20 protein-coding genes and 2 pseudogenes are annotated in these 17,876 nt (G+C 71.5%); 14 read left to right on the top strand and 8 right to left on the bottom strand.

Annotated elements, in window-relative coordinates:
* The 4 genes and pseudogenes from ACQUQ1_RS19940 to ACQUQ1_RS19925 all read left to right on the top strand — a co-directional run.
* Positions 1 to 79, top strand: a pseudogene (locus ACQUQ1_RS19940) (superoxide dismutase); the annotation flags it as partial.
* A 127-nt stretch (positions 80 to 206) separates the two neighbouring features.
* Entirely contained in the window at positions 207 to 902 is a 696-nt protein-coding gene (locus tag ACQUQ1_RS19935; RefSeq protein ID WP_435066015.1) for an MBL fold metallo-hydrolase, read from the top strand.
* A gap of 83 nt (positions 903 to 985) precedes the next feature.
* Positions 986 to 1,327 (top strand): DUF5827 family protein, encoded by a 342-nt coding sequence (locus ACQUQ1_RS19930; RefSeq protein WP_435066014.1) that lies wholly within the window; start codon positions 986 to 988, stop codon positions 1,325 to 1,327.
* Entirely contained in the window at positions 1,324 to 2,163 is an 840-nt protein-coding gene (locus ACQUQ1_RS19925) for an ATPase (protein ID WP_435066013.1), read from the top strand. Before ACQUQ1_RS19930 ends, ACQUQ1_RS19925 begins: the two co-directional genes overlap by 4 nt.
* A gap of 36 nt (positions 2,164 to 2,199) precedes the next feature.
* On the opposite strand, the gene ACQUQ1_RS19920 is transcribed toward ACQUQ1_RS19925, so the two are convergent.
* Both ACQUQ1_RS19920 and ACQUQ1_RS19915 read right to left on the bottom strand, forming a co-directional pair.
* Positions 2,200 to 2,823, bottom strand: coding sequence for an MBL fold metallo-hydrolase (locus ACQUQ1_RS19920; RefSeq protein WP_435066012.1), 624 nt, complete (start codon positions 2,821 to 2,823; stop codon positions 2,200 to 2,202).
* A 189-nt stretch (positions 2,824 to 3,012) separates the two neighbouring features.
* Positions 3,013 to 3,570 (bottom strand): FxLYD domain-containing protein, encoded by a 558-nt coding sequence (locus ACQUQ1_RS19915; protein ID WP_435066011.1) that lies wholly within the window; start codon positions 3,568 to 3,570, stop codon positions 3,013 to 3,015.
* Positions 3,571 to 4,144: 574 nt separating this feature from the next.
* Between ACQUQ1_RS19915 and thyA the strand changes: the two genes are divergently transcribed.
* The 6 genes and pseudogenes from thyA to psmA all read left to right on the top strand — a co-directional run bounded on the left by thyA (position 4,145) and on the right by psmA (position 8,569).
* Entirely contained in the window at positions 4,145 to 5,146 is a 1,002-nt protein-coding gene (gene thyA, locus ACQUQ1_RS19910) for a thymidylate synthase (RefSeq protein WP_435066010.1), read from the top strand.
* On the top strand, positions 5,146 to 5,715 hold the full coding sequence (locus ACQUQ1_RS19905; protein ID WP_435066009.1) for a dihydrofolate reductase: 570 nt from the start codon (positions 5,146 to 5,148) through the stop codon (positions 5,713 to 5,715). The genes thyA and ACQUQ1_RS19905 overlap by 1 nt, the downstream gene beginning before the upstream one ends.
* A gap of 83 nt (positions 5,716 to 5,798) precedes the next feature.
* A complete protein-coding gene (locus ACQUQ1_RS19900; RefSeq protein WP_435066008.1) occupies positions 5,799 to 6,791 on the top strand; it encodes a lamin tail domain-containing protein in 993 nt (330 codons plus the stop codon).
* A 100-nt stretch (positions 6,792 to 6,891) separates the two neighbouring features.
* Positions 6,892 to 7,293, top strand: a complete 402-nt coding sequence (locus ACQUQ1_RS19895; RefSeq protein ID WP_435066007.1) for a tautomerase family protein — start codon at positions 6,892 to 6,894, stop codon at positions 7,291 to 7,293.
* Between the two features lie 95 nt (positions 7,294 to 7,388).
* Positions 7,389 to 7,559: pseudogene (locus ACQUQ1_RS19890) on the top strand (HVO_2922 family protein); the annotation flags it as partial.
* 263 nt (positions 7,560 to 7,822) lie between these two features.
* Complete coding sequence (psmA, locus tag ACQUQ1_RS19885) at positions 7,823 to 8,569, top strand: archaeal proteasome endopeptidase complex subunit alpha (RefSeq protein WP_435066006.1); 747 nt, start codon at positions 7,823 to 7,825, stop codon at positions 8,567 to 8,569.
* A gap of 65 nt (positions 8,570 to 8,634) precedes the next feature.
* On the opposite strand, the gene ACQUQ1_RS19880 is transcribed toward psmA, so the two are convergent.
* Positions 8,635 to 9,384: a potassium channel family protein gene (locus ACQUQ1_RS19880; protein WP_435066005.1), complete on the bottom strand. Its 750-nt coding sequence runs from the start codon at positions 9,382 to 9,384 to the stop codon at positions 8,635 to 8,637.
* 71 nt (positions 9,385 to 9,455) lie between these two features.
* Here ACQUQ1_RS19880 and ACQUQ1_RS19875 point away from each other — a divergent pair, with 71 nt between their 5' ends.
* Positions 9,456 to 10,280: an MOSC domain-containing protein gene (locus ACQUQ1_RS19875; protein ID WP_435066004.1), complete on the top strand. Its 825-nt coding sequence runs from the start codon at positions 9,456 to 9,458 to the stop codon at positions 10,278 to 10,280.
* Between the two features lie 119 nt (positions 10,281 to 10,399).
* Here ACQUQ1_RS19875 and ACQUQ1_RS19870 read toward each other — a convergent pair whose 3' ends face one another.
* Positions 10,400 to 10,663, bottom strand: a complete 264-nt coding sequence (locus tag ACQUQ1_RS19870) for a BolA family protein (protein WP_435066017.1) — start codon at positions 10,661 to 10,663, stop codon at positions 10,400 to 10,402.
* A gap of 117 nt (positions 10,664 to 10,780) precedes the next feature.
* Between ACQUQ1_RS19870 and ACQUQ1_RS19865 the strand changes: the two genes are divergently transcribed.
* Together ACQUQ1_RS19865 and ACQUQ1_RS19860 are read left to right on the top strand one after the other, a co-directional pair.
* On the top strand, positions 10,781 to 11,242 hold the full coding sequence (locus ACQUQ1_RS19865; protein ID WP_435066003.1) for a hypothetical protein: 462 nt from the start codon (positions 10,781 to 10,783) through the stop codon (positions 11,240 to 11,242).
* Between the two features lie 352 nt (positions 11,243 to 11,594).
* On the top strand, positions 11,595 to 12,212 hold the full coding sequence (locus tag ACQUQ1_RS19860) for a class I SAM-dependent methyltransferase (RefSeq protein WP_435066002.1): 618 nt from the start codon (positions 11,595 to 11,597) through the stop codon (positions 12,210 to 12,212).
* A gap of 227 nt (positions 12,213 to 12,439) precedes the next feature.
* Here the strand turns inward: ACQUQ1_RS19860 and ACQUQ1_RS19855 are convergent, their stop codons facing one another.
* On the bottom strand, positions 12,440 to 14,416 hold the full coding sequence (locus ACQUQ1_RS19855) for a 3-hydroxyacyl-CoA dehydrogenase/enoyl-CoA hydratase family protein (protein WP_435066001.1): 1,977 nt from the start codon (positions 14,414 to 14,416) through the stop codon (positions 12,440 to 12,442).
* A gap of 211 nt (positions 14,417 to 14,627) precedes the next feature.
* On the opposite strand from ACQUQ1_RS19855, the gene ACQUQ1_RS19850 reads away from it, so the two are divergent.
* On the top strand, positions 14,628 to 15,293 hold the full coding sequence (locus ACQUQ1_RS19850; protein WP_435066000.1) for a DNA-3-methyladenine glycosylase family protein: 666 nt from the start codon (positions 14,628 to 14,630) through the stop codon (positions 15,291 to 15,293).
* 75 nt (positions 15,294 to 15,368) lie between these two features.
* On the opposite strand, the gene ACQUQ1_RS19845 is transcribed toward ACQUQ1_RS19850, so the two are convergent.
* From ACQUQ1_RS19845 to ACQUQ1_RS19835, 3 genes are all read right to left on the bottom strand, one after another.
* Positions 15,369 to 15,980, bottom strand: coding sequence for an archaellin/type IV pilin N-terminal domain-containing protein (locus ACQUQ1_RS19845; RefSeq protein WP_435065999.1), 612 nt, complete (start codon positions 15,978 to 15,980; stop codon positions 15,369 to 15,371).
* 214 nt (positions 15,981 to 16,194) lie between these two features.
* A complete protein-coding gene (locus ACQUQ1_RS19840; RefSeq protein WP_435065998.1) occupies positions 16,195 to 16,392 on the bottom strand; it encodes a DUF5786 family protein in 198 nt (65 codons plus the stop codon).
* Between the two features lie 80 nt (positions 16,393 to 16,472).
* Positions 16,473 to 17,831: a RimK family alpha-L-glutamate ligase gene (locus tag ACQUQ1_RS19835; RefSeq protein ID WP_435065997.1), complete on the bottom strand. Its 1,359-nt coding sequence runs from the start codon at positions 17,829 to 17,831 to the stop codon at positions 16,473 to 16,475.
* Between the last annotated feature and the right edge of the window lie 45 nt (positions 17,832 to 17,876).

Here is a 17,876-nt window from a genome sequence, read left to right as displayed (position 1 = left end):
CATCGACGCCTTCTTCCAGGTCGTCGACTGGGAAGAGCCCTCGGCACGCTACGAACAGGCCGTCGAACTCTTCGAGTAGGGCTCCCGCGACGAACGGACCCGGAGGGGTCCGAGCAGATCACCGCTTTCTTTCGGCGTCCGCGGTCGACGGCGACGGCCACGCCGCGACACCCACAGTTACCTCCCCGGCGACCGTCCGGTGGGACATGGAACTCGCCGACGGCGTGTACGCGCTGGAACTGGAAGCCGAACGGGAGGACGGGACGTTCGTCATCCACCCGGCGGCCGTCGAAACGCCGCGGGGGCTGGTGCTCGTGGACGCCGGGCTGCCCGGACAGACGGCCGAGCTGACCGATGCGCTCGCGGACCACGGGCTCGCCCTCGCGGACGTGCGCGCCGTGGTACTCACCCACCACGACGGCGACCACGCGGGCGGGCTCGCGGCGGTCGTCGAGCGGGCGGCCGACCCGGTCGTGTACGCCCACGAGGCGGCGGCGCCGTACGTCGACGGGCGACAGTTCCCGATGAAGGCGCCCGAGGACGCCGAGCGCTACGAGCCGGTCCCGGTCGACGTGGAGCTTCAGGACGGGGTGGCGTTCCGGACCGACGCGGGGCCGATGCGGACGGTGTTCACGCCCGGCCACGCCCCGGGACACCTGGCGCTTCACTTCCCGGAGGCCCGCCTCCTGCTCGCGGCGGACGCGCTCCGCAGCGACACGGGCGAACTCTCGGGCCCCTCCGAGCGGTTCACGCCCGACTTCGAGACGGCGACGCGCTCGGTCGGGCGGCTCGCCGAGTTGGACGTGCGGACGGTCCACTGCTTCCACGGCGGCACGATCGACGCGGGGACCGACGACATCGAGCGCGTGTACGAGTCGCTGGCGGCCGAACACCTCGACTGAGCGAGCCGGAAGCGGAGAGGAGAAGAGAGACGGGGACGAGCGGAGTCGTCGGCCTTTAGCGGCGTCCCGGCCAACGGCCGGCCATGCCGACCGACAAGTCCGAGTTCCCGGAGCTGTTCCCCTGCGACTTCTACACGCCCGAGGAGCTGTTCGAGCCGGACCGGATGTACACCGTCTACGAGATCGCGCGGCTCCTCCAGGGGCTGGAGCCGGACGCCGACGTGGACGCCGAGACCGAGGCGGTGCTGCTGGACTGGGCGATCCCGTGGGTCGTGACCAACGCCGACGACCTCGTCGTCGCGGAGCCCCGCCACGACGACGAGCCGGGGTACTACGGGCTGAAGGACGGGGGCGCGGCCGGGGCCGACGGCGGCGACGAAGGTGGCGACGACGGACCCGCCGCCGACGGCGACGCCGACTCGTGAGACTCCTGGTCGCCGGCGGCGACCCCGTCGACGCCGGCAAGACGACGTTCGCGGTCGGCCTCGCCGCGCGCCTCCGCGCCGGCGACGACCCGCTGGCGGCGTTCAAGCCCCGCGCCGGCAACGACCGCTGGTTCGACCACGGCGACGTGCGCCGGGCCGCGAGCGAGGGCCGCCTCTACGGGAAGGACGTCCGCCGCCTGCTCGACGCGGCCGACGGGGACGCGACACACGAGCGCCGCAACCCGATCCACCGGCTCTGGCGGCCGACCCCCGGGACGACCGGCCTGCTCGGCGAGCCCGGGCGGACCTTCCTCGTCGACCGGGTGCGGACCCCGGACGGCGACGAGTGGGTGGTCAACGGGACGGCGGACGTGCCGGACCGACTCCGTAGGGACCTCCCGCTCGCGGGCGCGCGCCGCGTGGAGTCGGTCCGGGCGGTCAACGACGCGATGCGCGACCTGCACCTCCCCGCGCTCGACCGCGTCGCCGGCGACGTTCGGGAGGCGGGCGAGGAGGGCGTGGCGCTCGTGGAGTCCTACGGCGACGTGGCGACCCCGCTGCGGGAGGTTCGCTTCGACGCCGTCGCCGTGGTCGATCCCGGCCGGTGCCGCGTGTACGGCGGCGAGCGATGGGCGGTGGCCCGAGACGCGGCGACCGGCGGCCGCGAGGAGGGGAAACTGGAGGTGCGCGTCGGCCGCGTGACCGACATGCTCGACCCCGTCTCGACGCACGACCTCCGGCCCCTGCCGGCGGCCGAGCGGGCCGACCCCGACGCCGTCGCGGACGCGTACCGCGAGGCCTACGACGCGCTCGTGGCGACTGCCCGCGATCGGTAGGACGCGACGGGAGCGGAGGGACCCGACCGCGACCGCCTACCGCGTCCGGGCCGCCCGCGCCGCGAGTTCGACGTGGTCGTACGGCGAGTCCAGCACGCTCGGCCCGTGGCCGACGTGCAGTTCGGCGAGGTCCGAGCCGACGCGACCGCGGACGCGGTCGACGCTCCGGATCAGCGCGTCGCGGTCGCCCTCCTCCAGGTCGGTCCGGCCGAAGCCCCCGTTCTGGAAGATCAGGTCGCCTGCGAACAGCACGCCCGCCGCCTCGTCGTAGAAGCAGAGGTGGTCGTCCTTGTGGCCGGGCGTGTGCAGCGCCTCGTAGCTCCCGAGCCCCAGTTCGACGGTTCCCTCGTCGGGGATCGCGTTGTCGACGGCCGGCTGGTCGGCGTCGAACCCCCACGTCTCGACGCCGAAGGCGTCGCACACGGCCTCGACGTTGCCGACGTGGTCCGGGTGGGTGTGCGTGAGGATCACGGCGTCGAGGTCGTCGACGTGTTCCTCGACTCGGGGGACGACGTCGAAGTTCGCCCCCGTGTCGACGAGGACGCGCCGGCCGGCGTCGCCGCCGTCGTTCGTCGCGGGCGCGTCGGCGCGCGGCGGGCCGGACACGAGGAACGCGTTGCTCGTGAACGCCTGCACGCCGGCCGCGAGGTTGCGGATCATGCGTGCGGGTTGGGCGCGACGGGTCTTGGGGGTTCGCGTTCGGTGGGAGTCAGTCGACCTCCACCGAGGGCGTGATCGCGGAGCCGCGCCAGTTCGTTCGTACATGGGTCTCTCCGTTGAGATTCCCGCGGAAGGTACGGTCAGGCGAGTGACCCATCGAGAGCAGTGGCTCCAGTAGTACGATAGCGCTCAGTAGGTGTTCCCTTCGAGCACGACGTCGTGGCTTTCGACGAGCCCGGATCGCACCCTGTCGTCCCACTCTCTCTCCGCCCGCCACGAGGATCCGTCCGTCAGGTCGGTTTCGTTCGTCCAGACTTGGCCGAGCACCCTCATCTCGACGTCGTACAGTTTGCCGTAGAACGCCACGTAGTCGACCGTCCGACCGGTATCGTTCCGCACTGTCGCGCGTACTTTCACGTTCTCCTCACCGGACAGCAGTTCGCTGGATACCACCTCCAGCCCGTCGGGCCATGCCGGGAGTTCGTATCCGTACGTACCTGATCCCTCGGCGCTTGCCACCTCCTCGTCGTTGAGGACGTTGTACGACCGCGCTACCCAGGTCTCGCCCGGACTCAACGAAACGAGTTCCTCCGTGGTGTCGTCGACGTAGCCGCCGTTCTCGTCGAACCAATCGACCACGAACTCTACGATGCCCGAGGGAGCGTCCCCCCGATTGGTCAACTCCGCCTCGTAGTAGGGATACTCCGCGTACCCGAAGTCGGCGAACCCGAACGTTCCTTCGGCCACGACGATCTCAGCCCGCCCGGAGTCGCCCGGCGTCTCCGAGTCGGTGGACGTCGGTGGTTCGGTCGCGCACTCCGTCGCTGTGGGCGTACTTTCCGTGCCAGTCCGTGTCGGACTCCCGATCGGCTCGCTTCCACGGTCCCCCGTGCACCCGACGAGCGACAGACAGAGCCCCACACCCGCGATGACTCTCCGACGGCGCATATTTCGAGGAAGCGAGGCCACTCCATAGTTATAATTGAATTGAACAGTTCTCCCACCGGGTAGGACGATGTTTCCCGACGCGGGAGATCGTTCGGAAGGAGACGAGAGAGACGAGTCTCGCCGAACGCCCGCTCCGCACTCACCGCGGTTCACGAGGTAGTCATCGAGGAGGGATCTCGACGGGGTCACTCGGTCCCGGTCTCGGTCTGAGGCACGCGCGGGTTCCATCGTTACCGACGGTTCGGGCAAATCGTCCCCCTGAGCCCTGACCGACCCCGGAGTGTCCTCGTTCGCGTAGCGGTCGCCCGGGCGGGGTCGATCGCGGGCCGCCGAGGTCGGTAGCTCTATCAACCGCGGGCCACCCCTCACGCACATGCAGCAGTACCTCTCGACCGTGGAGGACGTGCTCCGGGACGGCACCTACAAGCCGAACCGGACCGGCGTGGACACGCTCTCGTCCTTCTCGGCCCACTACGAGGCGGACCTCGCGGACGGCTTCCCCCTGCTGACCACGAAGGACCTCTCGGGGTTCCGCTGGAACTCGCTCATCCACGAGCTGCTCTGGTACCTCTCCGGACAGGAGCACGTCCGCGACCTGCGCGAGGAGACGGGCATCTGGAACGCCTGGGCCGACGAGGAGGGCCGCCTCGACACCGCCTACGGCCGGTTCTGGCGGCGCTACCCCGTCCCCGAGGAGGGACTGGAGGGCGAGGCGTGGCCCGACGACGCCCACCGCTGGCTGAACGAGGACGAGCGCACCTTCGACCAGATCGCGTACGTCCTCGACACCCTCCGGGAGAACCCGCAGTCGCGCCGGATCGTCGTGAACGCCTGGCACCCCGCGAACGCGACCGTCTCGACGCTCCCGCCGTGCCACTACACGTTCGTGTTCAACGTCCAGGGCGACCGGCTCAACCTCCACCTCACCCAGCGCTCGGGCGACATGGCGCTGGGGATCCCGTTCAACATCGCCGCCTACTCCATCCTCCTCACCGCCGTCGCCCAGCGCACGGGCTTCGAGCCGGGCACCTTCGCCCACAGCGTCGTCGACGCGCACGTCTACTGCGGGACGGACGAGCGCGGCGACTGGTACAGCGAGCACCGCGGGGAACTCGCCGAGCGGGTCGCCGCCGCCGACAGCGCCGAGGACTACCTCGCGCTGGCCGACTGGGTCGAGGAGACGGCGCCCCCGGAGGCCGACGGCGACGAGCGCAAGGACCACGTCCCCGGCCTCCTCCGGCAGTTATCGCGTGAACCTCGCGAGAAGCCCGAGCTCCGGGTCGCGGACAAGCCGCTCGACGAACTCGAGTTCGAGGACATCGAGCTGCTGAACTACGACCCCGCGCCGGGGATCGAGTTCGCGGTCGCCGAGTGATGTCCGACGACGGCGACGGCGGGGACGGAGGGCGCGGAACCGGGACGGGGGACGACGAGGAACGCCCCGCCGTCCGCGTCGCCCTCATCGCCGCCGTCGCCGCCAACGGCGTCATCGGCGCGGACGGCGGGATGCCGTGGCACCTCCCCGCGGACATGCGACACTTCAAGGAGACGACGACGGGTCATCCGGTGATCGTGGGCCGCCGGACGTACGAGTCGATCGCCGCCGACATCGGCGGCCCGCTCCCCGGCCGCACGAACGTCGTCCTCTCGCGGTCGGAGCCGGACCTGCCGGCGGAGGTCGTCGTCGCCGGGTCGGTGGAGGAGGCGCTCGACGACGCCCGCGACGCCGCCGCCGAACGCGGCGTCGACACCGTCTACGTCGCCGGCGGCGGTCGGGTGTACGAGCAGTTCCTCCCGCTCGCGGACGAACTGGTGCTCACCGAGGTCCACGAGTCCTACGAGGGAGACACCCGGTTCCCGGCGTTCGACCGCGACGAGTGGACCGAACGCGAGCGCGACGAGCGCGGGGCGTTCGACTTCGTCGTCTACGAGCGCCAGGGGTGACGTGGCCGGCAGCCGGCGCGTGCCGCCCCGCCGGGCTCCGATCCCGTCCGAACTGCTTTCCGATCTCCGGCCGACCCGTGCGTATGGACCGCTCGGGTGTGGCCGCGCTCGCCTGCTGTCTCCTCCTCGTGTGCTCGGGGTGCGTCGTCGCCCCCGGCGGCGGCGACGCCACCGCGACCGCGCCGCCCGCCTCCGACGGGACGCCGGCGACCGAGCCGGCCCCCGCCGACGGCGTCGAGGTGACGGTCGTGGAGGTGGTCGACGGCGACACCGTCCGGATAGCGTACGACAACGGCACGACCGACACCGCGCGCCTGCTCGGGGTGGACACGCCGGAGGTGTACGGCGAGAACACCCCCGGCGAGTTCGAGGGCGTCCCCGACACCGAGGCGGGGCGCGCCTGCCTCGACGAGTACGCCGACCGGGCGAGCGCCTACGCGAGGAACCGACTGCTCGGGGAGACGGTCACGATCGCCTTCGACGCGAACGAGCCCCGGCGGGGCTACTACGACCGCCTGCTCGTGTACGTCCACCACGACGGCCGGTCGTTCAACTACGCCCTGGTCGACCGGGGGCTCGCCCGCGTGTACGACTCCTCCTTCGAGCGCCGCGAGGCGTTCTACGCCGCCGAGGAGCGCGCGATGGCGGACGGGCGCGGCCTGTGGTCGTGTCGCGACGGAACGCCCGCGGCCGCCGGCGACGGCGAGACGACCGCCACCGCGTCGGCGACGGCGACGCCCGAGGGCGACGGGGTCGTGATCGCGCGGATCCACGCCGACGCCGAGGGCGACGACGCCGAGAACCTGAACGACGAGTACGTCGTCCTCGCGAACCGGGGGGAGGAGGCGGTCGACCTCTCGGGGTGGACGCTCGCGGACGCCGCGGGCTTCACCTACGAGTTCCCCGAGGGGACGACGCTGGCTCCGGGGGCGTCGCTCACGCTCCACGTCGGCAGCGGCGAGGACACCGAGGCCGACCTGTACTGGGGGCGGAGCCGGCCGACCCTCAACAACGACGGCGAGACGGTGACGCTTCGCGACGCGGACGGGAGCGTCGTCGACGAGCGATCGACCTGACTCGGCTCCGCCCCGCACCACCCCGTCCCTCCGCGTCCCACCCCGCCCGGCGGCGACGCCGCGGACCGGACTTATCACCCGCCGCGTGTCACTCGGGGACGTGCCACACATCCGGTTCGACCTCTCGGTGTCGGTCGACGACGACGAGCGGGCGGCGTTCGCCGACTGGGTCGCCGAGACGTACGGCGCGGTGATGGACACGGGGACGGACCACGTCGGCGTCGTCGTCGCCGAGAGCGACCCGCGGTTGGGTCGGGCCGGCGCGGACGACCCGGTCGCGCTCGTGAACGCGGACGTCCGGGCGGGGCGGACGGTCGAACAGCGCCACGACCTCGCGCGGCGGTTGACCGCCGAGCTCGACGACCGCTTCGGCGTGCCCGAGGAGACGGTTTACGTCGTGTTCACCGAACACGAGGGCGCCGACTTCGTGCTCGGGGGCGAGCCGCTGGCGTCGTGGGACGCCGGGGAGGGCGAGGCCGACGGGGACCCCCCGACGGAGTGACCGCCCGGACCGAACGGGTCCGGAACCGGGGACCGGACCGGGACGCGTCGGCCGCCAGCGATTAGTCGCTCTGGCGGGAGGATCCGCGCATGCCGAGCAAGGCCACCTTCGAGGTGTACGAGGACAGCGCCGGCCAGTGGCGGTGGCGACTGGAGCACGACAACGGCAACATCATCGCCGACTCCGGCGAGGGGTACGCGACCAGGCGGAAGGCCGAGGAGGGCGTCGAGAGCGTGAAGCGGAACGCCCCCGACGCCGAGGTCGTCGCGGTCGACGGGTAGTCGACCCCGCTCGGTCCGGCCCGACTGAGCCGGTCGCGGCGCCGTTCGACCCGCACCGTTCGACTCACGCCGCCTCCGAAGCGTCCCGACCCGGCACGGCACCCGACCCGGGTTCCCGCCGTCGCCGTCGTGTCCGTCGGTTCCGGCCGCGCCGCTAAAGCTCCGTTTAGGGAGGCTTTTTCCGGCGTGGACCCATACCGTCGAGCGATGACTACACTCGCGACGACTTCGCGCGTCGGTGGTGACCGATGAGGGGGAACGACCAGCAGGCCTACGACCGCGGCACCTCCCTGTTCTCGCCGGACGGCCGCATCTACCAGGTCGAGTACGCCCGCGAGGCCGTCTCGCGCGGGGCGCCCTCCGTCGGCGTCCGCACGAGCGACGGCGTCGTGCTCGCGGCGCAGGCGCAGGCGTCCTCCAGCCTGATGGAGTCGGAGTCGATCGAGAAGCTCCACAAGCTCGACGACCACGTCGGCACCGCCAGCGCCGGCCACGTCGCCGACGCCCGCCAGCTCATCGACTTCGCCCGGCGGATGGCACAGGGCAACCGCCTGCGCTACCGCGAGCCGGTCGGCGTCGAGACGCTGACGAAGTACGTCACCGACCACATCCAGGAGAACACCCAGCGCGGCGGCACCCGGCCGTACGGCGCCGCCCTCCTCATCGGCGGCATCGAGAACGGCGAGCCCCGCCTGTTCGGCGCCGACCCATCGGGGACGCCCCACGAGTGGAAGGCGACGGCCATCGGCGGCTCCCGCCAGGAGATCCAGGACCTCCTCGAGGAGGAGTGGTCCGAGGAGCTGACCCTCGACGACGGCATCGGCCTCGCGCTGCGCGCCCTCTTCGAGGCGAACGACGAGCTCACCGCCGCCGACCTCTCGGTCGCGACGGTCTCCGAGGAGGGGTACGCGAGCTTCACCGCCGAGGAGATCGCCGACCTCGTCGAGAGCCTCGATCTCCCCGCCGAGGAAGACGACGCCGAGGAAGACGAGTAAGCGCCCGTTCTCTAAGCCGACGCCGGCCGTACTGCCGCCGCCGCGGTCGGCGTGACCGTGCCGCCTCAGATGTCGTCCGCGATCGACCGGGCGCTCATCACCTCGGGGATGACCACCTCGTCGGCGCCGGCGCGCCGCGCGAGCGATTCGTACGTCTCGTCGCCGACGCGGACGAACAGCCGGACGCCCGGCGAGAGCTGGCTGGCCGCGATCGCGACCTGGATGTTGACGTTCGAGTCGTCGACCGCCGCGACGGTCGTCCGCGCACGGTCCACCCCGGCCTCCCGGAGGACGGACTCGCGTCTCGCGTCGCCGGTGACGACGAGGTGGCCGTCGCGTCGCGCCCGTTCGGACTCGTCCCCGTCGGACTCGACGACGACCACCTCCCGGTCGGCCTCGGCCAGCCGCCGCGCGACGGAGCGTCCGAACATGCCGTACCCGCAGACGATGACGTGGTCCTCGGTGTCCATGATCCGTCTCCTGTCCCGTGCCAGGGAGAGTTCGCGGGCGATCTGGCCGCCGAAGGCCGCCGACAGTACCGTCTCGCCCGCCCACAGCGAGGAGAGCACGAGCCCGACCGTCACGACGACGGCGTACGCCTTGGTGAGGCGTTCGGGCCCGGCGTGGCGCTCGAAGTGGAGCTCGATGCCCGTCGGGTCCAGCAGCCAGAACGTCGCCTCGACCGGGCCGACCCCGGCGAGGACGACGAAGCCGGCGGCGCCCGCCGCTGCCACCCCGAGGAACGCCGCCGCCGGCGGCAGCGCCCGCGCGACGAGGGGGCGGTCGGTCCCCACCCCGTCTCCCGGCCGTGACACGAGTTAACAAGGGACGTGACGTGTAAAAACGGATCGGTCGATTCAATCCTCGGGCGGACGAAGCGGTCACGATGACCGACGACGCGCCCGCGACGACGCTCGCCCGCCTCCGCGTCTTCCCCGTCAAGTCGCTCGACGGCGTCGACGTCGAGGCCGCCGACCTCGCGCCGGGCGGCGGCCTCCTCCCCGACCGGGAGTTCGCGTTCCTCGACGCCGACGGCGACTACGTCAACGGCAAGAACGAGCGGCGGGTCCACCGGGTCGACGCCGACGTCGACCTCGACGCCCGGACGGTCCGGCTCGCGGCGCCGCACGACGGGGCGGACGCGCCCGACCCCGGGACGTTCCACCTCGACGACGACCGCGCGGCCGTCGAGTCGTGGATGGCGTCGTTCCTCGGCTACGAGGTGTCGATGGTCGGCGAGCGCGCCGGCGGCTACCCGGACGACACCGAGCTGTCGGGGCCGACGGTGATCTCGACGGGGACGCTCCGGGAGGTCGCGTCGTGGTTCGACGGGGTGACCGTCGACTCGATGCGTCGCCGCCTGCGCGCGAACGTCGAACTCGCGAGCGACGAACCCTTCTTCGAGGACCGACTGGTCGGGGAACCGGGCGAGCGCGTCCGCGTACGCGTCGGCGACGCCGACCTGCTCGGGGTCAACCCCTGCCAGCGCTGTGTCGTCCCATCGAGGGATCCCGATACAGGCGAGGAACTCGACGGCTTCCGCACGCGGTTCATCCGGAAGCGCGAGGAGACGATGCCCGAGTGGAGCGGCGGCGGGCGGTTCGACCACGCCTTCCGGCTGATGGTGAACACCGTCGTTCCGGAGGCCAGCGTGGGGGAGACGCTCCGCGTCGGCGACGAGGTGCGGATCCTCGATACCGAACCGGAGTAGGAGGAGACCGGCCACGGCGTGCCCGGATCGCGGCCGAAGCTCTCGCGGAGACAATCATCACGGTCGCGGACGGGGGAGCCGACTCCACGAGCCAGTCCCGTCCCGGCGAAGAACGGACTCTACCCTTCGTGTTCCTCGTACTCCTCGGGGGTGTACGTCTTGATCTCCAGGGCGTGCACGTCCCGGGTCATCGCGTCTCCGACGGCGTCGTACACCATCTCGTGCTGCTGGACGAGCGACTTCCCCTCGAACGCCGGCGAGACGACGACGGCCGCGAAGTGGGCGTCCTCGTGGTCGGGGTCGGGCGCCCGCGGCGTCGTGACGGTCGCCTCGCAGTCCTCGATGCCGGCCTCGATGGCCTCCTCCACGTCGGCGGCGGTCATGCTCATGGACGGGGGTGGACGTGCGCCGGGGAAAAAGCGGTCGGTGGCGGCGGCGGGTGCCGGCCGGTCCGCGTCGATCCCGACGGGCTTACGACCCGATGCCGGGATCGGTCCCGCGTGAGTCCGACCGAGCGTGACGACGACCCCGTCGAGGCCGTCCGCGAGCGGCTGCTGGCCGACCACGGCCCGCTGTTCGACGCCGTCGACGCCTGCGCCGACGCCGTGGCCGCGCGGTGGGAGACGACCGGACCCGACGGCCGCCCGGCGACAGCCGACCGCGACGCGGTGGTGCCGGCCATGTGCGGGGCGCTCGCGGCCGCGGACGCGCTCGACCGGCTCCCGGGGTTGCTCGCGACCGGCGCGGACGCGCTCGGCGTCGACCTCCCGGCCTCGCCCGTCGCGGCGCCGCCGTACCTGGTCGTGACCGCGACCGGGCCCGTCGTCCGCGCGACGCTCCCCGGCGCGGGTCGGCTCGTCGTCTCCGTCCGCGTCTTCGCCGTCGACCGCGCCGGCGAGGAGCCGGCGTACCGCCGGATCGACGCGACCGCACGGGAGGCCCTCTCCGTCGAACTCCGGTAGGGCGGGGTCGTCGGGACGGAGCGGTGCGGCACGGGGACGGGGGGACACCTGTGGAGTTTTCACCCGCGCCGCGGACGGGACGGGTGTGACCGAGATCGTCGACTACGAGCTGTACGCGGTGCCGCCGCGATAGCTGTTCCTGAAACTGGAGTGCGCCGACGGGTCCGTCGGGTGGGGCGAGCCGGTCGACGGCGGGCGCGACGCCGTCCTGCAGGACGACTTCCTCCCCGACTACCGCGAGCGGCGCGGGGAGTAGCCCGGCCGCGCCGGTTCGGGAGCATCGCGGCCGGCAGGGCGCCGGTCCCGCCGCGACTCCGGCGGACGTTTACCGGACCGTCCCGTACGCCCGTCCATGGAGCCGGACGAGGTCCGCCGCGACTGGGCCGAGCGCGAGGGGGACTACTCCCCACGCTACTACGCCGAGAAGGGGCCCGACGGGACGAGCGAGGCGCTCCGCTCGGCGATCGAGTTCTACGCCGGCGACGACGCCGCGGTCCTTGAGATCGGGTGCGGCTCCGGCCGGCACCTCGAACACCTCCGCAGGAACGGCGTCGACGACCTCGCGGGCGTCGACATCAACGACGAGTCCTTCGGCGTCATGGGCGAGTACTTCCCCGACCTCGCGGCGACGGGCACGTTCCACACGGGCGCCATCGAGGACGTCCTCCCCGAGTTCGCGGACGACGAGTTCGACGCCGTCTACTCGGTCGAAACGCTCCAGCACGTCCACCCCGAGGACACCTGGGTGTTCGAGGAGGTCGTCCGGGTCTGTTCGGACCTGCTCGTCACCGTCGAGAACGAGGGCAACGGCGCGCGGCGCGGCCGCGAGGGCGCCGAGGTCAGCTACGTCGACGACGAGTTCCCGCTGTACCACCGGAACTGGAAGGAGGTGTTCTCCGAGTTGGGAGCCGTGCAGGTGGTGAAGGAGCCGAGCGACCGGGACACGCTGCGGGCGTTCCGGGTGGTGTAGTCGGACGGGCGGAGCGGGCACCGCTCCGCCGGTTCTCCGAGGGCTCGTTCGCCACGCTCCGCCGTTGCGACGAGGTCTCCTTCGCCACGCTCACTCGCCGTGTTACTGGGCGGCTCGGCCCGAGGACCTCGCCGTTCACGAGACCTCCGGTCTCGTGAGCTCACAAATCGCGGAGCGATTTGTGAACGCCGTTACTCCGAGATTCGCGGCGTTGCCGCGAATCTCGTTCACTTCCCCTCGAACTCCGGCTCCTCGTCGGACATGAACGCCATCACGCCCTCCATCACGTCGTCCGTGCTCATCAGCTGACCGAACGCCTGCGCCTCGATCTCCAGCCCGGCGTCGGTGTCGTCGCGCCCGGCGAGCATCGCGCGCTTCGTGTAGCGCTGGGCGACCGGCGGACCGGCCGCCAGATCCGCCGCCAGCTCCATCGCGCGCTCCTCGAGGTCCTCGTTCGGGACGACCTCGTTCACGAAGCCGTACCGTTCCATCGTCTCCGCGTCGTAGCGCTCGGCGGTGAAGATGATCTCCTTCGCGCGGCCCTCGCCGACGATGTGCCGGAGGCGCTGGGTGCCGCCCCACCCCGGCATGATCCCGATGTTGTGCTCGGGCTGGGCGAACTCGGAACGCTCGGAGGCGACCCGGAGGTCCGCGCAGGTGGCGAACTCCATCCCGCCGCCGAGACAGTAGCCGTCGACGCCGGCGACGACCGGCACGTCGCACGCCTCGAACTTCCCGAACGTGGCCTGCCCCTTCCGCGAGAGCTCGACCACCTCGAGGGGGTCGCCGCCGCCGGCGGCCAGGCTCTGGACGTCCGCCCCCGCGGAGAAGGCGCGTTCGCCCTCCCCGGTCACGAGCACCGCGCGCACCTCCTCGTCGGCGTCCAGTTCGTCGATCGCGGTGCCGAGTTCGTCGAGGAGCTCGCCGGAGATCGTGTTCATCCGGTGGGGCCGGTCGAGGACGACGTGTCCGACGCGCCCCTCGCGCTCGACCCGGATCGTCTCGAAGTCGAGGGCGTCGTCGTCCCCGTCGCCGCCGGCGTCGCGGAAGCCGCGCCCCTCCTCCACCAGGTCGCGGAGGTACGGGACGGCCTCGTACCGCTCGGCCCCCGTCTCGTCGTGGCGTTCGTCGAGCGTCGAGAGCAGCGCGTCGAGGCCCTCGTCGTCGGCCATCCTCGCGGGACCGTCGGGGAAGCCCGCCCCGAGCTTCACGGCCTGATCGATGTCGTCCGCGTCGGCCACGTCGTCGCCGATCAGGCCGGCCACCTCGTTGGCCATGACGGCGAGCAGCGTGCGCTGGACCGACTCGGAGACGGCGTCGGAGGGGACCTCGGCGCCGCCGTTCTCGTAGTCGTAGAAGCCCTCGCCGGTCTTCTTCCCGAGCGTCTCGTTCTCGACCTTCTCGGTCAGCAGCGGGCACGGCTCGTAGGCGTCGCCGAGCACGTCGTGCATGTACTCCAGCACGTGGACGCCCACGTCGATCCCGACCTGGTCCGCCAGCTCGAAGCTCCCCATCGGGAGCCCCATGCCGTACTTCGTCGTGGAGTCGATCCCCTCGACGGTCGCCTCGCCCTCGTGGACGAGCCACGCCGCCTCGTTCATCAGCGGGACGAGCACCCGGTTCACGATGAAGCCGGGCGAGTCCTTGCGGACGCGGACGGGCGTCTTGCCCATCCGCTCGGCCACGCTCTCCACCAGATCGAGCGTCTCCTCGGCCGTGTGGGCGCCCGCGATGACCTCGACGAGCTGCATCCGCACCGGCGGGTTGAAGAAGTGCATGCCGCAGAAGCGCTCCTCGCGGTCGGTCACCTCCGACAGCTCGGTGATCGAGAGGCTGGAGGTGTTCGACGCGAACACCGCGCGGTCGGGGGCGTGTTCCTCCACCTCCGCGTACACGTCCTTCTTGACGTCCATCTTCTCGGGCACCGCCTCGATCACTAGGTCGGCGTCGGCGACGGCGTCCTCGACGGGGACCACCGGCGAGACGCGCTCCAGCGCCGCGTCGGCGTCGGACTCGGAGATCTGGTCCTTCTCGGCCAGCTTCCCGAGCGACCACTCGATCTGGTCGTAGCCCTTCCGGACGAACTCCTCGTTGATGTCCCGCATGTTCACCTCGTACCCGGCGAGGGCGGCGACCTCCGCGATGCCGTGACCCATGTTTCCGGCGCCGAGCACCGCGACCGTCTCTACGTCATCAACGTCCATGGTGATCGCGTCGGAGGGGCCCCGATTCAACGTTTCCCTCCGCTCCGACGCCAACACGGCGCCCGTTTCCCGGAGTTCCCGTTTCCCCGCGTCGGAGCCCCCCGCGTCGGCGGTCGGCGTCCGCCCCCGTGGGCCCAGGACCCCCGGCGGTCGGCGCAACCAGCTCGCCGGCGCCGAAAGCCGTTTCTCGCGGGCGCTCCCACCCGGTCGTATGCCAGTCGACTCCGACGCCGACGCGTTCGCCGACCTCGCGCCGGCCGACCGCGAGGCGCTCGACGCGCTCCGGACCGACGACCTGCTCGGGCCGGTGATCGAGCGACACGGCCCGCTGACGATCGAGCCGGCCGAGGACCCCTTCGAGCGGCTCGTCGTCTCGATCCTCCGCCAGCAGGTGTCGATGGCCTCCGCGGAGGCGACGCGCGAGCGCCTGTTCGACGCCGTCGAGGTCACCCCGGACGGGATCCTCGCGGCCGAGGAGGCGACGCTGAAGGACGCCGGCCTCTCGCGGCAGAAGACCCGCTACGTCCGCAACGTCGCCGAGGCGTTCGCGGAACACGGGTGGGACCGCGAGGCGTTCGCCGCGATGAGCGACGACGAGGTGCGCGAGGAGCTCACCGCGATCACCGGCGTCGGCGAGTGGACCGCGAACATGCAGCTGCTGTTCACGCTGGGGCGCCCCGACGTGTTCCCGGTCGGCGACCTCGGGATCAGGAAGGGAATGGAGGAGCTGTACGGGCGCGACATGTCCCGCGCGGAGATGGTCTCCGAGGCGGAGCGCTGGGCGCCGTACCGCAGCTACGCCTCGCTGTACCTGTGGCGCGCGAAGGAGGACATCGCCGCGAGCGTCGACGAGGTCCGCGGGGACGGCTCGGCGTAGCCGGCCACGGTCGCGGCCGTCCCCGTCGGCGTCGCCACTCGCGGCGAGTGAGAACGGAGAGACGGGGAAGCGCCGTTACAGCTCGACGGCTTCCTTGTTCCCGAGCGACTCGGGCACGGTGAACCGGATGCTCGTGGTCGCGCCGGCCATCGTGTTGATCTTGACCGTCACCTCGTCGCCCTCCGAGAGGTCGCTCCCCGCGAACTCCGACACCTCGAACACGAGGTTCAGGCGGTCGTCCGCGTCGTTGAGGACGTTGCTGGAGCCGTCAGCGTCCTTGACCGGCTCGTAGGAGAACTCCTGGCCCACGGTCCCGTCGCTCAGCGTGCCGTAGGTCCCCGTGGAGTTCGCGGTCAGCTGGTACGTCCCGCTGTTGCCGATCCAGGTGACGGTGGCGTTGTGAATGTCGATCTCGCCGGCGCCGGGCGCCTGCGTCACCGTCACGTTCACGATGTCGATCGTTCCGCTGCCGGTGACGTTGCCGACGGTGGCGACCTCCTGGACGCGGTCGCTGACCTGCTTGCTCGACTGTTGACCGGTCTCTTGAGACTTGCTCTGGAGGAAGCCGGCGGTGTTGATCAGGACGCCGGCGGCGATCGCCGCCACCAGCACCATCGCGATGAACACGATGAGCGTCCCGATGCCCACCTGCCCGCGCTCCTCCTCGTCCGTGATGAATTCGAACATTGGTTGGTTGCTCCCACCCGCTCGCGACGAACGAACCGGGCGGCGTACCTCGACCGGCGGCGAGGACGTAGATATACCTTCGGCGCCGGTTTTCAGAACAGATAGCGTCCGGGCGCTCGGGCCGTTCGGCTCGGGAGCGATCGGAACGGCCGGGAACGGTGGATACCGAGCGGAAGAAGCGCCGTCGAGCCGCCGTCGCCGGGCGCGGTCGGCGTTACTCCTCGTCGTCGTCGCTGTCGTCTTTCATCTCCTGCAGCTGCGAGACCAGGTCGTCGGTCGAGGCGCCGGCCTCGAAGCTCGCCTTCCCGTCGTGGTCGTTCTCGTGGGCGTCGACGGTCGACCCGTCGCCGGCCTCGCCGCCGTCGTTCTGCTGTCGTTCCTGCTCGGACTCGTCGTAGCTCCCGAAGCCCATGGGGGAACCGGGGACGCCGAGAGGGAAAAGCGGTCCGGCCGGGAGGCGGCGTGCGAGCGCGTGCCGTGACGGGGGCGCGACTACTCCTCGAGGCCCTCCTCCTCCTCCTCGTCGCGTTCCGCGTCCCGCCCCTCGTCGACCCGCTTCTGGACGTCGACGCGGTAGTGCTGGAGGATGTCGCGCCCGAGGAGCACGGGGTACTCCATGTGGGAGCGGTCCTCGACGCTCGCGGTGACGGTGTGCTGTTCGCCGCCGATGCCGACGACGAGGTCGACGACGGGGCGGGCCTTCCCGGACTTGACCGACCCCGACTTCACGCGGGTCATGCTCTTGATCGGGCCCGCGCCGATATCCGCGGCCAGCGACGTGTCGATCGACGAGCGCGTCGCGCCGGTGTCGGACTTCGCGTACGCCTCCGTGGAGCCCTGCGTGCCGGCGACCCGGACCTGCTCGATGTAGCCGATGGTCGGCACTTCGCCGTCGTTGATGCGGTGCTCGGGCGGCATGCACGAGGGCCGCGAGTCGTCGAGCACCGCGGACAGCTCCGCGACTCGCTCGTCGTCGACGCTCCCCCCGCCGCGCTCGATGGCGAGCCGGGCGATGTGGGGCGCGGGCGAGCGGCCGCTGGCCTTGAATAGCCCCTTGAACCCGGCGGTGGGGTTGACCTCCAACACGTACCAGCCGTCGTACCCCTGAACGAGGTCGACGCCGGCGTAGTCGAGGCCGATAGTGTCGGTCGCCGCCAGCGCCATCTCGCGGACCTCGTCGTCGAGCGAGTCGGTGGCGTCCTCCACGTCGCCCCCGAGCGCGACGTTGGTGCGCCAGTCGCCGTCGGGGGCGTAGCGGTTCATCGCGCCGACGACCTCGCCGCCGACGACGTACACCCGGGTGTCGTGGTGGCGGGAGTCGTCGCGGTCGATCAGCTCCTGGAGGAACGCCTGTCGGTTCCCGACCATCGGGTTCACCGGCTCGGTAAGGTCGACCTTCCAGGTGCCGCCGCCGTGGGTTCCGATCGCGGTCTTGTAGACGCCCTCCTCGCCGAAGCGCTCGCGGCCGGCGTTGAGGCGGTCGTTCGACAGCGCCAGCAGCGCGTCGGGGACGCGGACGCCGGCCTCCGCGAGCGCGACCGCCGAGGCGAACTTGTGCATCGCAGTCAGCACGGCCGAGGGGTCGTTGAGGACGGGCCGCGCGCGGCCGAAGGTGTGGGCGAGGCCGAGCCCCTCCGCCGGCTGTTCGATGTTCGAGAGGAGCATCCTGTTGGCGACCACGTCCACGTCGGGCTCGACGGTCACCTCGCCGTCGGTGACGTCGACGGCGGCGTTCTCGCGGCGGAGCCACTCCGGCTCGTGACCGAGCGCCTCGACGGCGTTGCAGATGGCTTTCGACTCCTTGCTCGTGTGCAGGGATAGCACGCCGACGCGTACCGGGTCCTCGCTCATACCGATTCGACTCGGCGGCGACGCCTAAGGTGTCCCGGTCGCTCG

The organism is Halobaculum sp. EA56, from assembly GCF_051195075.1.
Lineage (GTDB): Archaea > Halobacteriota > Halobacteria > Halobacteriales > Haloferacaceae > Halobaculum.
Note: the sequence above shows the minus strand (reverse complement) of the source record. Positions and strands in the feature narration are given on the sequence as shown.

Bases quoted from the DNA above. Each gene is read 5' to 3' on its own strand.
- ACQUQ1_RS19935 (WP_435066015.1), top strand. From the start codon at position 207: ATGGAACTCGCCGACGGCGTGTACGCGCTGGAACTGGAAGCCGAACGG.
- ACQUQ1_RS19930 (WP_435066014.1), top strand. From the start codon at position 986: ATGCCGACCGACAAGTCCGAGTTCCCGGAGCTGTTCCCCTGCGACTTC.
- ACQUQ1_RS19920 (WP_435066012.1), bottom strand. From the start codon at position 2,823: ATGATCCGCAACCTCGCGGCCGGCGTGCAGGCGTTCACGAGCAACGCG.
- thyA (WP_435066010.1), top strand. From the start codon at position 4,145: ATGCAGCAGTACCTCTCGACCGTGGAGGACGTGCTCCGGGACGGCACC.
- ACQUQ1_RS19905 (WP_435066009.1), top strand. From the start codon at position 5,146: ATGTCCGACGACGGCGACGGCGGGGACGGAGGGCGCGGAACCGGGACG.
- ACQUQ1_RS19900 (WP_435066008.1), top strand. From the start codon at position 5,799: ATGGACCGCTCGGGTGTGGCCGCGCTCGCCTGCTGTCTCCTCCTCGTG.
- psmA (WP_435066006.1), top strand. From the start codon at position 7,823: ATGAGGGGGAACGACCAGCAGGCCTACGACCGCGGCACCTCCCTGTTC.
- ACQUQ1_RS19875 (WP_435066004.1), top strand. From the start codon at position 9,456: ATGACCGACGACGCGCCCGCGACGACGCTCGCCCGCCTCCGCGTCTTC.
- ACQUQ1_RS19870 (WP_435066017.1), bottom strand. From the start codon at position 10,663: ATGACCGCCGCCGACGTGGAGGAGGCCATCGAGGCCGGCATCGAGGAC.
- ACQUQ1_RS19860 (WP_435066002.1), top strand. From the start codon at position 11,595: ATGGAGCCGGACGAGGTCCGCCGCGACTGGGCCGAGCGCGAGGGGGAC.
- ACQUQ1_RS19855 (WP_435066001.1), bottom strand. From the start codon at position 14,416: ATGGACGTTGATGACGTAGAGACGGTCGCGGTGCTCGGCGCCGGAAAC.
- ACQUQ1_RS19850 (WP_435066000.1), top strand. From the start codon at position 14,628: ATGCCAGTCGACTCCGACGCCGACGCGTTCGCCGACCTCGCGCCGGCC.
- ACQUQ1_RS19845 (WP_435065999.1), bottom strand. From the start codon at position 15,980: ATGTTCGAATTCATCACGGACGAGGAGGAGCGCGGGCAGGTGGGCATC.
- ACQUQ1_RS19840 (WP_435065998.1), bottom strand. From the start codon at position 16,392: ATGGGCTTCGGGAGCTACGACGAGTCCGAGCAGGAACGACAGCAGAAC.
- ACQUQ1_RS19835 (WP_435065997.1), bottom strand. From the start codon at position 17,831: ATGAGCGAGGACCCGGTACGCGTCGGCGTGCTATCCCTGCACACGAGC.